Raw genomic sequence first — 12,337 nt, 5'->3', positions numbered from 1 at the left:
ATGAGCGCCTTCCCGCGCCCACGCTCCCATCCATGAACGCCGTCATTACCGCCGCCCTGCCGGTCTTTGCGCTGATCCTGACCGGCTGGCTTGCCGCCCGCGGCAAGGTGCTGGGGCCCGGCGCCACTGATGCGCTGAACCGCTATGTGGTCTACCTGTCGCTGCCGGCGCTGCTGTTTCGCGCGATGACGCAGGTGGATCTGGCGCACATGGCGCACTGGGGTTTCGTGTGCGCCTTCGCGGGCGGCATCGCCGTGACCTTCCTGGTGTCGTTCCTGCCCGGCCGTGGCGGACGCCGCCCGCTGACCGACCGCAGCATCGAAGGCCTGGCGGCGTCCTATGCGAACGCCGGATACATGGGCATTCCGTTGTGCGTCGCGCTGTTCGGCGCTGAAAGCCTGGCGCCTGCGGCATTCACCACCCTGCTGACTGCCAGCGTGCTGTTCGGCTTTGCCATCGCGCTGATCGAATTCGACCGGCAACAGGCCCCCAATGCCGCCGCCACGCTGCTCAAGGTCGGCCGCGCGCTGATGCGCAATCCCTTGCTGGCCGCGCCCGTGCTGGGGCTGGCGTGGGCCGCCACCGGACTGACGCTGCCCGAAGGCATCGACCGCTACGTCGCGCTGCTGGGCGCATCCGCCAGCCCTTGCGCGCTGGTGACCATCGGCCTGTTCCTGGCCCAGACCGAAACCGCCACCGCCGGCCCCGGCGTGCTGCGCCTGGTGACGGGCAAGTTGCTGCTGCAACCGGCCGTCACCGCCGTGCTGGCCTTCTATGTGTTTTCCATGCCGCCGTTGTGGGCCTGGACGGCGGTGTTGATGAGCGCGCTGCCCATCGGCACCGGCCCGTTCATGCTGGCCAAGATGTACGGGCGCGATGCCCGCGTGACCTCGCGCGCCATTCTGATTTCCACCGTCGCCTCCGTGCTCACCGTCAGCCTGCTGGTGGCATGGATCAGCGCCCATCCCATTTAGTGTTGAACGCCATGCTGCTTGCCGCCGCCATCTTCGTCTTAACCATCACGCTGGTCATCTGGCAGCCGCGCGGCTTGTCGATCGGCTGGAGCGCCGTCATCGGCGCGGGCCTTGCCCTGGCGACCGGCGTGGTCCACCTGGCCGACATCGCGGATGTCTGGCGCATCGTCTGGAACGCCACCGCGACGTTCATCGCCATCATCGTCACCAGCCTGATCCTGGACGAGGCCGGCTTCTTCGAATGGTCCGCCCTGCACGTCGCGCGCTGGGGCGGCGGGCGCGGACGCCTGCTGTTCGTGCTGATCGTGCTGCTGGGCGCGGCGGTCTCCGCGCTGTTCGCCAATGACGGCGCGGCGCTGATCCTGACGCCCATCGTCATGGAAATGCTGCTTGCCCTGGGCTTCGGGCCCGGCGCGTCGCTGGCGTTCGTGATGGCGGCGGGGTTCATCGCCGATACCGGCAGCATCGCGCTCATCGTCTCGAACCTGGTGAACATCGTCTCGGCCGACTTCTTCGGCATCGGCTTCGGCGAATACGCCTCGGTGATGCTGCCGGTCAACCTGATGGCGGTGGGGTCCACGCTGGTCGTGCTGCTGCTGTTCTTTCGCAAGAGCATCCCGCCCCGCTACGACGTCAGCCAGCTGCCCACGCCGGCCTCCGCGATTCGCGACCCCATCACCTTCCGTGCCGGCTGGATCGTGCTGGCGCTGCTGCTGGCGGGATTTTTCGTGCTGGAACCCATGGGGATACCGGTCAGCGCCATTGCCGCCGCCGGCGCGCTGGGCCTGCTCGTGATCGCCGGACGCCAGCACATCGTGGGCACCCGCAAGATCATGCGCGAGGCGCCGTGGCACATCGTGATCTTCTCGCTGGGCATGTACCTGGTCGTCTACGGCCTGCGCAACGCCGGCCTGACCGCGCATCTGGCGCAGGTGCTGGACCGCTGCGCCGAATATGGCTTGTGGGGCGCGGCGATGGGCACGGGGCTGATCACCGCGTTCCTGTCGTCCGTCATGAACAACCTGCCCACGGTGTTGGTGGGCGCGCTGTCCATCGCCGACACCAGCGCGACCGGCCCGCTCAAGGACGCGATGATCTACGCGAACATCATCGGCAGCGACCTGGGGCCGAAGATCACCCCGATCGGCAGCCTGGCCACCTTGCTCTGGCTGCATGTGCTGGCGCGCAAGGGGCTGCGGATCACCTGGGGCTACTACTTCAAGGTCGGCATCGTGCTGACGCTGCCCGTCCTGCTGTTGACATTGGCGGCGCTGGTGTGGCGGCTGCAATAACGGGCGGCGTGCCCGCTTAATGACTTTTAGTTATTACTCAAGCATTAAATTATGGTTTGAGCGATTAAAGCGCCACCGTAAACTTTCAGGCATCACCACGGGCGCCCCTCTACGCGCCCGTTTGCTTTGACGAATCAATCCCACCGGGATGCCCATGAGCTCCAACGCCTCGACCCTGCCCCTGCCCTCGGCCCTGCCGCCCATCCATATCAACCGCAAGCCGCTGTGGATCGCGCTGCTGTTGCTGCTGGCCGGCACGCTTTACCTCTTTCAAACCGTCAGTTGGCGCCAAGGCGCACTGTGGGTGATCGGCGCGTTGCTGGGCGTGACGCTGTATCACTCGTCGTTCGGTTTCACGCAGGCCTGGCGCGTCTTCGTGTCCGACCGACGCGGTGCGGGGCTGCGCGCGCAGATGTTCATGCTGGGGGTCGGCGTACTGCTGTTCTTCCCCTTCCTGGCCGCCGGCACGCTGTTCGGCCAACCCGTCACGGGCTTCGTGTCGCCACCGGGCGTGTCCGTCCTGCTGGGCGCGTTCCTCTTCGGCGTCGGCATGCAGCTGGGCGGCGGCTGCGCGTCGGGCACGCTGTTCGCGGTAGGCGGCGGCAACACCCGCATGCTGGTCACGCTGCTGTTCTTCATCGTGGGCTCGGTCATCGCCACGGCAAACTTCGGCTGGTGGTCCGCGCTGCCCGCGCTGGCGCCGACGTCCTTGATCAAGACCTGGGGGCTGGCCCCCGCGCTGATCGCCAATCTGGTGGTGTTCGGGCTGATCGCCTGGGCCGCCACCGCGCTTGAAAAGCGCCGACATGGGCACGTCATTTCCTTCGCTTCGCGCACCGCGCGCCCGGTGTCGTTGCTGCAAGGCCCCTGGCCGCTGATCTGGGGCGGCGTGGCGCTGGTCGTGCTCAACTTCGCAACCCTGGCCTTGGCGGGACGCCCGTGGGGCATCACCTCCGCCTTTGCGTTGTGGGGCGCCAAAACCCTGAATGCCGTCAGCGGCGACGTCGCAAGCTGGACTTACTGGAGCAAGCAGCCGTCGCTGGGCGCACCGCTGCGCCAGGACGTCACGACGGTCATGGACATCGGCCTGATGCTCGGCGCGCTGGCCGCCGCCAGCGTGGCGGGCAAGTTCGCCCCCGTATGGAAAGTGCCTGCGCGCTCGCTGGCCGGTGCAGTCATCGGCGGCCTGTTGCTGGGCTATGGTTCGCGCCTGGCCTTCGGCTGCAATATCGGCGCGTACTTCAGCGGCATCCTGTCGGGCAGCCTGCACGCCTGGTTGTGGCTGCCGGCCGCTTTCGCCGGCAGCGCCCTGGGCGTGCGGCTGCGTCCCGCCTTCGGCCTGGCTGTAGAGAAAACCCCTCCGGCCTCCAGCTGCTGACGCTCGATACTGAAAAACAGTGTTCCACGCACCGCCCCCTTTTTAAGGGGGCTTTCTTTTTTCGGGAGGGCTGGCTGGTGTATGGTGGCGTCACTTGCGCACCGCGGAGAGGAACATGAGTTGGATTCTTGGCCGTTACACGGCCTTTTTGTTGACCCTGATAGGCGCCGTCGTCACCGCCGTCCTGGCGTTCACCAGTTCGCTGGGCTGGCTATGGGCCGCCGTTCCGCTGGCGATGCTGGGCGTGCTGGGCGTCTATGACCTGAACCAGACGCGCCACGCCATCCGACGCAACTATCCCGTCATCGGCAACCTGCGTTTCTTGTTCGAATTCATCCGCCCCGAGATCCGCCAATACTTCCTGGAAGACGACACGCAGGCCGCGCCGTTTTCCCGCGCGCAGCGATCCATCGTCTACCAGCGCGCCAAGCGCGAAATCGACAAGCGTCCCTTCGGCACGCAGGAAGACGTGTACGGCGACCGCTACGAATGGATCAACCATTCCATGTCGCCCTCGCACATCAACGACACGGACTTCCGCGTCACCGTGGGCGGCCCGGAGTGCAAGCAGCCCTATTCCATGTCGGCCTTCAACGTGTCGGCCATGAGCTTTGGCGCGCTGTCCGCCAATGCTGTGTTGGCCTTGAACGAGGGCGCGCGCCAGGGCGATTTCGCGCACGACACGGGCGAAGGCGGCATCAGCCGCTACCATCGCCAGCCCGGTGGCAGCCTGGTGTGGAACATCGGGTCGGGCTACTTCGGATGTCGCGATGAACAAGGCGCTTTCTCGGAAGAGGCCTTCGTCAAGAACGCCTGTACGCCGCAGGTGAAGATGATTGAAATCAAGCTGTCGCAAGGGGCCAAGCCGGGCCACGGCGGCATCCTGCCCGCAGGCAAGGTCACTCCCGAAATTGCCGAAGCGCGCGGCGTGGCCGCGTGGCAGGACTGCAATTCCCCCGCCAGCCATTCGGCCTTCGACACGCCGATCGGGCTGATGAAATTCGTGGCGCGCCTGCGCGAACTATCAGGCGGCAAACCCGTGGGCTTCAAATTCTGCGTCGGCCACCCTTGGGAATGGTTCGCCATCGTCAAGGCCATGCTGGAGACCGGCATCGCGCCAGACTTCATCGTGGTCGATGGCGCGGAAGGCGGCACCGGCGCGGCCCCGGTCGAATTCGTGGACCACGTGGGCACCCCTTTGCGCGAGGCGCTGCGCCTCGTTCACAACACGCTCATCGGCGTGAACCTGCGCGACCGCATCAAGATCGGCGCGTCGGGAAAAATCATTACGGCGTTCGACATGGCGCGCGTGATGGCCATGGGCGCCGACTGGTGCAATGCGGCGCGCGGCTTCATGTTCGCTATCGGCTGCATCCAGGCCCAGGCTTGCCATACCGGCAAATGCCCCACCGGCGTCACGACGCAAGACCCCTTGCGGCAACGCGCGCTGGTCGTGCCCGACAAGGCGCAGCGCGTCGCCAACTTTCATCGCAATACGCTGCACGCGCTGGCCGAGCTATTGGCCGCCGCTGGCTTGACCCATCCCGGCCAACTGCGTCCGCACCACATCGCGCGTCGCATATCGTCCAGCGAAATCCGTTTGTTGTCGGCGTTGTTTCCGGAGTTGGCGCCGGGCGAGCTGCTGCGCGGCGAGTTCCGTCATCAGGTGTTTCGCGTGGGTTGGGGTATGGCGCAAGCACAGTCGTTCCAACCGACCCAGGACATCACGACGGCGTTGGCGGACCACCGCGCATAGCGGCACGCGTCGCCACCCTGTGCGGGTGGCGACGACGCCTCTAGAGCCAGCGTTCAAACATGCGCGAAAAGAATTCCATGAAGCGGTCGTCAGCGCCACGCTGACGCCACGCTTCCTGCGTGATGGGCACGGAATCGGCCACGTCGCGCTGGAACAGGGCTTCCATCTGGCCAGCGAATTCCGGGCCCAGCACGACCGCGTTGATCTCGTAGTTCAGCGCGAAACTGCGCCAGTCCATGTTGCTGGAGCCCACGGTGGACCAGACCCCGTCGACCACCGCCGTCTTGGCATGCAGCAAGGCATCGCGACGCTCGTAGAGCTTGACACCGGCCTCCAGCAGATCGATGTAATGCGAGCGTCCGGCGTTGAACACCAGCGACGAATCGCTGAAGCCGGGCAACACCAGCACCACGTCCACGCCCCGCCGCGCGGCAGCCGCCAACACCTCGATGAAGGCCGGGTCCGGCACGAAGTACGCCATCGTGATGTGGATAGATTTCTGCGCGCTTTCGAACGCGGACATCAGTGTCAGATAGACGGTGTAGCCGTCACTGCGATCCGGCTGATTCGCCAGGATGCGAACGGAAGTCGACCCAGACGGCGGCGCCACATACGTGCCACCACCCCTGATGGGTTCGTCGGACTGTGACGCCCAACCCGCCTGGATGACCTGCTCCAACTGCGCCACGGCGGGCCCGTCGATGCGTAGATGCGTGTCGCGCCATGGCGCCGCCTTGGCGTCCGGTTTGGAATCTGGCTTGGATTTCGACTTCGCATCCGCGCCGCTGGCGGATCCACCGCCCGAGCCCGGGCCGGAACCTGCGGCCGACCCCGGCGCCGATTCGTAAACGCTGCTGACATTGATGCCGCCGACGTATCCCACCTTGCCGTCCACGACCAGCACTTTGCGGTGGTTGCGCTGGTTCGGCGACCAGCCCGCGCGAGCGCTGACCGGGTTGACGGGATTGAACACCGCCACTTGAACCCCGGCGTCGCGCAAACGCTGGAACAAGGCGTCGGGCGTCTTGATGGTGCCTACCGCGTCCACCATCAGCGAGACTTCCGCGCCACGGTTGCGCGCGGCGATCAGCGCTTCGGCAAAGCGCGCCCCTTCGGCGTCGTCCTCGAAGATGTACGTTTCCATGTGCACATAGCGGTGCGCCTGCGCAATGGATTTCAACATTTCCCGGTAGGTGCTGGGGCCGTCCGCCAACAGCTTGACCTGGTTGCCCGCCGACAGCGGCGTGCCGCTGACAGCCTGCTCGACCGCCAGGTGCCGCGCCAGAAAATCATCTTTAGGTGTTTTCGGGTCGGCCGCAATGTGCTGGCCGCGCTGGTAACTATCGCGCGCCGCCTGGGCCGACAGCCCCGCTTGCGTTTTCCGCGCCTCTCGGTCGGCGGCATCCGGCACGCTGGCACAGGCCGCCAGCAACGTGGCGACGCAAGTGAAAGCCAGCGCACGCGCCCAACGGCAAGCGCCGGACGCCCCAGAAGGCGCGCCCGGCGCTTGTCCAATCCGGCCCGAGGCCGGCGGTACTTTCATGGCGACGGCGCGACTTAACGCCGGCCGCTGGCCACCAGGCAACCCAGCAGGGCGCCTACCAATGCCGCCACGCCTACGGACTTCCAGGCGTGTTCATGCACATATTCATCCGCGTAGGCCTTGGCGCGATACGCGCGTTCACGCGCAGCGCCTTCCCAATCGCCAGCATGGTGGCGCGCTTCGGCAAGCTGCTGCTTCAGCCGCGCACGGGCCGATTCGATTTCGGAGCCCGTATAGGAAGCCGTCGAACGCAGAAGGTCTTCGGTGCCCGACAGCAGATCGCGGAAGCTATCGTTGACGCGGTCACGGTGCAGAGCCATCTCGGCGCGTTGGTGCTTTCGATTCATAGTCGCTCCTTTTGAAGATTGGGGTCGTAAGAATTGGAAGGCGCCGCAACCCATGCCGCGTCGCCATGCCAACGTGTTGACCATGTCCCCATTGTGCCGATCATTTCGCGCTACTGCTCCAGCTTTCGCAACCAGCCGTAATTCGATATTTCAGCGGCCCGAAACTTGCTGGGGAATCTGCGTGGAGCCTGTTCCGCCCCGACTGGCGGCCGGTTCCGATTTCGTAAAAGTCCATTGCATTCAGCGGCTTAACGCTTGACACCGGAGCCCCACCGGCCGCCACAATAACCCCCTTGCAATGCGCTTCAACCGCCTAAAAAAGGAAATGAACGCATGGTTTCCCCTTCTGCAATGCTCGCTCCCGCCGCGCCGTCCTTCGTTGCGGACGACGCCCAGGCCCCCAGTCCCGAGCAGGCCGAACTGCGTGATGGGCTGCTGGACGACCCCGCCCATATCGACCCCAAATTCCTATACGACGCGTTGGGTTCCTCGCTATTCACCGCCATCACCCAACTGCCCGAGTACTACCCCACGCGCTGTGAAGCAGAGATCTTCCAGACCCATGGCCAGAACATCGCGCGCCACGTCGGGCCGGTGCAATCGATGATCGACCTGGGCGCGGGCGATTGCGTCAAGGCCGAACGCCTGTTCGCGCGCGTGCGTCCCAAGCACTACATTCCCATCGACATCTCGGCCGACTATCTGCAAGCCGCCGTCGAACGGTTGCGGCTGTCATATCCCGAATTGAACGTTACGCCCGTCGGTCAGGACTTTTCACAAATCCTGGCCCTGCCCGCTGGCGTTCCCGACGCGCAGCGCCTGTTCTTCTATCCCGGTTCCAGCATCGGCAACCTGAATCCCGAGAATGCGCTCGCCATGCTCAAGCGGATCCGCGCGCAGTGCGACGGCGGTGGCTTGCTGGTGGGGGTGGACCGCGTCAAGCCCAAGCAGGTGCTTGAACCCGCCTACGACGACGCGCTGCATCTGACAGCCGCCTTCAACCTGAACCTGCTGCGTCACGTCAACTCGGTGCTCAATAGCGATTTCGACGTGGCCGATTGGCGCCACGTCGCCTTGTTCAACAGCGCCCGCTCTCGCGTGGAAATGCACCTGGAAGCACAACGCGCCGTCCGCGTGTCCTGGCCGGGCGGCAAACGCGAGTTCCGGATCGGTGACCGCATCCACACCGAAAACTCCTACAAGTTCACACCCCAAGCGTTCTCGGATCTGCTGCAACGCGCGGGTTTTCAAGACATTGCTCACTGGTCGGATTCGCGCGGCTGGTTTTCGGTTTTCAGCGCCCGCGCATGACGCGGGCAGTTCATCAACGCCACTGGAGGATCGCCATGGAACCTGCCTGCCTGCTGACTCACCCCGCCACCGGACCCTACGCCAGCGGGCAGGCCGGCCAGCACGATCGCTACGATGCCGTGCGTTCCACCAGCACCGCGCTCGCCGCCCCGCTCAGTCCCGAAGATTGCCAGGTGCAGTCGATGCCGGACTGTAGCCCCGTGAAGTGGCATCTTGCGCACACCACCTGGTTTTTCGAAACCTTCCTGCTTACTCACTTCCACCCGGCCTATTCCGTCTTTCATCCGCAGTACCGCATGCTGTTCAATTCCTATTACAACGCCATCGGCGCGAAGCATCCGCGCCCGCAGCGTGGCCTGCTGTCGCGCCCGGCGCTGTCCGAGGTGCTGCAATATCGTCAGCATGTCGATGCGGCCATGCACGATCTGATCTCGCGCATGGGGGGTAGCGATCCCGCCTTTGACGCCCTGCTCGAACTGGGCCTGAACCACGAGCAGCAGCATCAGGAATTGATCCTGACGGATCTCAAGCACATGCTGTCCTTCAATCCGCTCAAACCTGCCTACGTGGCGGGCGGCTCGCCGGCGTTGCCGCCCGCCACGCCGGCCGGCTGGACGCGTTATGGCGGGGGCATCACGCGTATCGGTCACGACGGCCGAGGCTTTGGCTTCGACAACGAAGGCCCGGCCCACGAGGTCCTGCTGACGCCCTACTACCTGGCCGACCGCCTGGTCACGCAGCACGAGTATTTGGCATTCATCCGCGACGGCGGCTACAAGCGGCCCGAGCTTTGGCTGTCGGCAGGTTGGGACCGCGTCTGCGCCGAGGGTTGGCAAGCCCCGCTCTACTGGCAAGGCCAACGCGACGACTGGCAGGTCTTCACACTACGCGGCATGCGCGAACCGGAATTGCAGGCGCCCGTCACGCATATCAGCTACTTCGAGGCCGACGCCTACGCACGGTGGGCGCGCGTGCGCCTGCCGCGCGAAGCCGAATGGGAGCACGCAGCCCGCCAACAGACGGATCCGGTCTTTCCCGGCCGCGCGAACATGCTGGAAAACGGCCACCTGGAACCCCGCCCCGCTCCGGCGCGCAACAGCGCGGGCGGCCCCGTCCAATTGTTTGGCGACGCCTGGGAATGGACCGCCAGCGCCTACGATGCGTATCCCGGCTACAAGCCGGACGCAGGGGCGGTAGGCGAATACAACGGCAAGTTCATGTGCAATCAATATGTGTTGCGGGGCGGCTCGTGCATTACGCCGCGCGATCATATCCGCGCAAGCTATCGCAACTTTTTTCCGCCCGAAGCACGGTGGCAATTCTCGGGCATCCGCCTCGCGCGAGATGCTTGATTCGGCTTGCTGATTTTTTGCGACGCACCCGCTTGCACGCGAAAAAACTTTTATGCTAGAATTTCGTTCTTCGCTGATCAGCGCTGCGGAAATCGAACAGATGACCGGCACTGAAAGACGAAAAAGATGGCGCATTAGCTCAGCCGGTTAGAGCGACGGAATCATAATCCGCAGGTCCCCTGTTCGAATCAGGGATGCGCCACCAGAATTTGTAATGCAAAAGGCCCTCACTTCGGTGAGGGCCTTTTGCATTGGCGGACCCAGGCGACGCTGATCGCCTTGCACGTATCCTAAAGGCTACATAAACTTGGCCTTTATGTATCCCATAGGATACGATTCACTCTCATGACCGAGGAGGGAGCGAGACGTGAGGGGATCAAGAAATGAGAGTAGTAGCAAGCACCAGCGACTACGATGAGTTCGAAGCGAATTTAAAAGATCTGCGGGCTCGCGCGAGGATCCAGGCACGTATTGAAAGGTTGCGCGGAGGCAACCCGGGTGACCACCGAAACCTCGAGAAGGGTGTTGCAGAACTACGGATCGATGTAGGCCCCGGTTATCGGGTGTATTACACACAGCGCAATGATGGAACGCTGGTAATCCTCTTGGCAGGGGGTGATAAGTCTACTCAGCAAGCTGACATTGCAAGAGCTTACAGGCTAGTCGCCCGCCTTTAACCTCTTGCCTTTTAAGAAAGGCAAAGCGTGTTTGCAGTAGTGGCAAGCGCGCGTTCAGATCAGGCTCCCTGCGTAAAGGAGCGGGAACATGGAAAAGCTAAAAACTAGAAAATACGACGTTGCAGAGCGGCTTCGTACACCCGAAGAGATGGCGCTTTATCTGGATGCGTGCATAGAAGATAGCGAAGGCGATGCCGCGTTTATTGCAAAAGCGCTGGGAGATATCGCTCGCGCGCAAGGCATGACAAAAATAGCAAAGCAAACTGGCATGTCCCGCGAAAGCCTGTACAAGGCACTTTCCGGTGATAGATCCCCAGATTTCGCGACCATCCTGAAGGTTATGGGCGCGCTCGGAATTTCTTTGCACGCGGCTCCCGCCGCCCGGACAAATTCTGATGTTGCAGCCTTCGGCAACATTGTCTCTCTCGTATAAAGAGGCGAGCGTCGCAGACCTCCATCCACATCGCCGCCAACCAGGGTGCAGCCGAGAGCCGCTATCGCTCGCCCTCGCCGCCCGACCAAGGCGTAGGCCATCACGCAGGCGGCCATCATGCCGATAGACGATTGAAAAATAACACCCTCGCGACATCATGATCTGAAGGTCGCCTGTTCGAATCCGCGAATGCGCTACAAGAATACAAAAGGCCCTCACCGAAGTGAGGGCCTTTGGCATCGCAGAGCTGAGGGAACTATCAAGGCCAAGCTTGAACTCTCTAGACCCTAAGTTTCCTCAAAGCTTACGCAGCATATCGCGGCGCTTGCCGCCCCAGGTTGCGGCCAGGCTGGCGACGAAAGCGCCGATCAGCATCGATGCGAAACCCCACAGCGCGAACGCGGCGGCGGCCTTGCGTGCCTTGTCGGCAGCTTCCTTGGCCTTTTGCTTGGCGTCGTCGGCTGCCTTCTTGGCGTTGGCGATAGTCTGCTCGACGCGGCGCTGCGCAACGGCGGGATCCTGGCCGGTCTGCGCGGCCACCACCTTCACGACGTAGTCACGATCTTCGGGCGTCATGTCGCCGCGAGCCAGGCTCATCGCCACGATGCGGCCCACTTCCGTGCGGGCGGCGTCGCGATTGCCGGTGGCTTCGGGACGATCGGAACGCATCAAAGTGTCGGTGAAGTAATCCGTCGCGCGATCCATGCCGCCGCCACTGGCGCCGGCCGCTGCCGTGGCAGTGACCGCCGTACCCGCACCGGCCGCTACCGCAGCACCGGCCTTCGCCGCTCCCGAGGCCAAGGTCGCAAGAGCGGAGCCCAACAGGGCCGCGCTGACCACCGCGCTCAACGCCCAGACCAGAAAGCCATGCGCCGTGTCGCGGAAATAGATTTCATCCGAATGCACATCGACCCACTTGGTGCGCAGACGACCGGCGACGTACCCACCGATACCGTATGCCACGATCTGCGTGAACAGCATCCATGCGACGATGCTGATGCCTACGGCAGGCGCCGACATGCCCTCGTCGCCCCACGGCGAGACCGACAGAAAGCCCAGCCCGGAGCCACCGGCGAACAACGCCAGCGACAGCGCTGCGGCGATCACGGCGCCCGCGAATACCGCAGCCCAGGACACCGCCGAAACCGCCGACTCGCGCGGCGGTATGGCGCCGTAGGGTTGGCTCAAAGATGATGCGTTTTCCATGGTGATTCCTTGTTCATTGTTATTTCACGTCGGTATCGCGCAGTGCCGAACCGACGCCGATGCAAGAG

Annotated in this window: 11 protein-coding genes and 1 tRNA gene; 9 read left to right on the top strand and 3 right to left on the bottom strand. The window is 64.0% G+C overall.

From position 1 onward, the window contains the following. The first annotated feature begins 32 nt into the window (after positions 1–32). The 4 genes from API01S_RS11795 to API01S_RS11780 all read left to right on the top strand — a co-directional run bounded on the left by API01S_RS11795 (position 33) and on the right by API01S_RS11780 (position 5,400). On the top strand, positions 33–974 hold the full coding sequence (locus tag API01S_RS11795) for an AEC family transporter (RefSeq protein ID WP_006218424.1): 942 nt from the start codon (positions 33–35) through the stop codon (positions 972–974). 11 nt (positions 975–985) lie between these two features. After that, complete coding sequence (locus tag API01S_RS11790; protein ID WP_039883996.1) at positions 986–2,266, top strand: arsenic transporter; 1,281 nt, start codon at positions 986–988, stop codon at positions 2,264–2,266. Positions 2,267–2,420: 154 nt separating this feature from the next. After that, positions 2,421–3,644, top strand: coding sequence for a YeeE/YedE family protein (locus API01S_RS11785; RefSeq protein WP_039883995.1), 1,224 nt, complete (start codon positions 2,421–2,423; stop codon positions 3,642–3,644). A 115-nt stretch (positions 3,645–3,759) separates the two neighbouring features. Then, a complete protein-coding gene (locus API01S_RS11780; protein WP_061304555.1) occupies positions 3,760–5,400 on the top strand; it encodes an FMN-binding glutamate synthase family protein in 1,641 nt (546 codons plus the stop codon). Between the two features lie 40 nt (positions 5,401–5,440). On the opposite strand, the gene API01S_RS11775 is transcribed toward API01S_RS11780, so the two are convergent. Both API01S_RS11775 and API01S_RS11770 read right to left on the bottom strand, forming a co-directional pair. Next, entirely contained in the window at positions 5,441–6,943 is a 1,503-nt protein-coding gene (locus tag API01S_RS11775) for a phospholipase D-like domain-containing protein (RefSeq protein WP_254598566.1), read from the bottom strand. A 14-nt stretch (positions 6,944–6,957) separates the two neighbouring features. Next, positions 6,958–7,290, bottom strand: a complete 333-nt coding sequence (locus API01S_RS11770) for a DUF883 family protein (protein ID WP_006218417.1) — start codon at positions 7,288–7,290, stop codon at positions 6,958–6,960. A 333-nt stretch (positions 7,291–7,623) separates the two neighbouring features. On the opposite strand from API01S_RS11770, the gene egtD reads away from it, so the two are divergent. From egtD to API01S_RS11750, 5 genes are all read left to right on the top strand, one after another. Continuing rightward, complete coding sequence (gene egtD / locus API01S_RS11765; protein ID WP_050727693.1) at positions 7,624–8,601, top strand: L-histidine N(alpha)-methyltransferase; 978 nt, start codon at positions 7,624–7,626, stop codon at positions 8,599–8,601. Positions 8,602–8,636: 35 nt separating this feature from the next. Continuing rightward, positions 8,637–9,953: an ergothioneine biosynthesis protein EgtB gene (egtB, locus tag API01S_RS11760; RefSeq protein ID WP_039883035.1), complete on the top strand. Its 1,317-nt coding sequence runs from the start codon at positions 8,637–8,639 to the stop codon at positions 9,951–9,953. Positions 9,954–10,081: 128 nt separating this feature from the next. Then, positions 10,082–10,158: transfer RNA gene (locus tag API01S_RS11755), tRNA-Met, on the top strand. A gap of 178 nt (positions 10,159–10,336) precedes the next feature. After that, on the top strand, positions 10,337–10,630 hold the full coding sequence (locus API01S_RS28820; protein WP_006218414.1) for a type II toxin-antitoxin system RelE/ParE family toxin: 294 nt from the start codon (positions 10,337–10,339) through the stop codon (positions 10,628–10,630). Between the two features lie 88 nt (positions 10,631–10,718). After that, positions 10,719–11,063, top strand: a complete 345-nt coding sequence (locus API01S_RS11750; protein ID WP_006218413.1) for an addiction module antidote protein — start codon at positions 10,719–10,721, stop codon at positions 11,061–11,063. A gap of 297 nt (positions 11,064–11,360) precedes the next feature. On the opposite strand, the gene API01S_RS11745 is transcribed toward API01S_RS11750, so the two are convergent. Beyond that, complete coding sequence (locus API01S_RS11745) at positions 11,361–12,269, bottom strand: hypothetical protein (RefSeq protein WP_050727694.1); 909 nt, start codon at positions 12,267–12,269, stop codon at positions 11,361–11,363. Between the last annotated feature and the right edge of the window lie 68 nt (positions 12,270–12,337).

Source organism: Achromobacter piechaudii NBRC 102461 (genome assembly GCF_001571245.1).
Classification (GTDB): domain Bacteria; phylum Pseudomonadota; class Gammaproteobacteria; order Burkholderiales; family Burkholderiaceae_B; genus Achromobacter; species Achromobacter piechaudii.
The sequence above is the reverse complement of the archived record's forward strand: the minus strand, read 5'-3'. Positions and strand labels throughout refer to the sequence as shown.

Excerpts from the sequence above, each read along its gene's own strand:
- API01S_RS11795 (WP_006218424.1), top strand. The coding sequence starts at position 33 with ATGAACGCCGTCATTACCGCCGCCCTGCCGGTCTTTGCGCTGATCCTG.
- API01S_RS11790 (WP_039883996.1), top strand. The coding sequence starts at position 986 with ATGCTGCTTGCCGCCGCCATCTTCGTCTTAACCATCACGCTGGTCATC.
- API01S_RS11785 (WP_039883995.1), top strand. The coding sequence starts at position 2,421 with ATGAGCTCCAACGCCTCGACCCTGCCCCTGCCCTCGGCCCTGCCGCCC.
- API01S_RS11780 (WP_061304555.1), top strand. The coding sequence starts at position 3,760 with ATGAGTTGGATTCTTGGCCGTTACACGGCCTTTTTGTTGACCCTGATA.
- API01S_RS11775 (WP_254598566.1), bottom strand. The coding sequence starts at position 6,943 with ATGAAAGTACCGCCGGCCTCGGGCCGGATTGGACAAGCGCCGGGCGCG.
- API01S_RS11770 (WP_006218417.1), bottom strand. The coding sequence starts at position 7,290 with ATGAATCGAAAGCACCAACGCGCCGAGATGGCTCTGCACCGTGACCGC.
- egtD (WP_050727693.1), top strand. The coding sequence starts at position 7,624 with ATGGTTTCCCCTTCTGCAATGCTCGCTCCCGCCGCGCCGTCCTTCGTT.
- egtB (WP_039883035.1), top strand. The coding sequence starts at position 8,637 with ATGGAACCTGCCTGCCTGCTGACTCACCCCGCCACCGGACCCTACGCC.
- API01S_RS28820 (WP_006218414.1), top strand. The coding sequence starts at position 10,337 with ATGAGAGTAGTAGCAAGCACCAGCGACTACGATGAGTTCGAAGCGAAT.
- API01S_RS11750 (WP_006218413.1), top strand. The coding sequence starts at position 10,719 with ATGGAAAAGCTAAAAACTAGAAAATACGACGTTGCAGAGCGGCTTCGT.
- API01S_RS11745 (WP_050727694.1), bottom strand. The coding sequence starts at position 12,269 with ATGGAAAACGCATCATCTTTGAGCCAACCCTACGGCGCCATACCGCCG.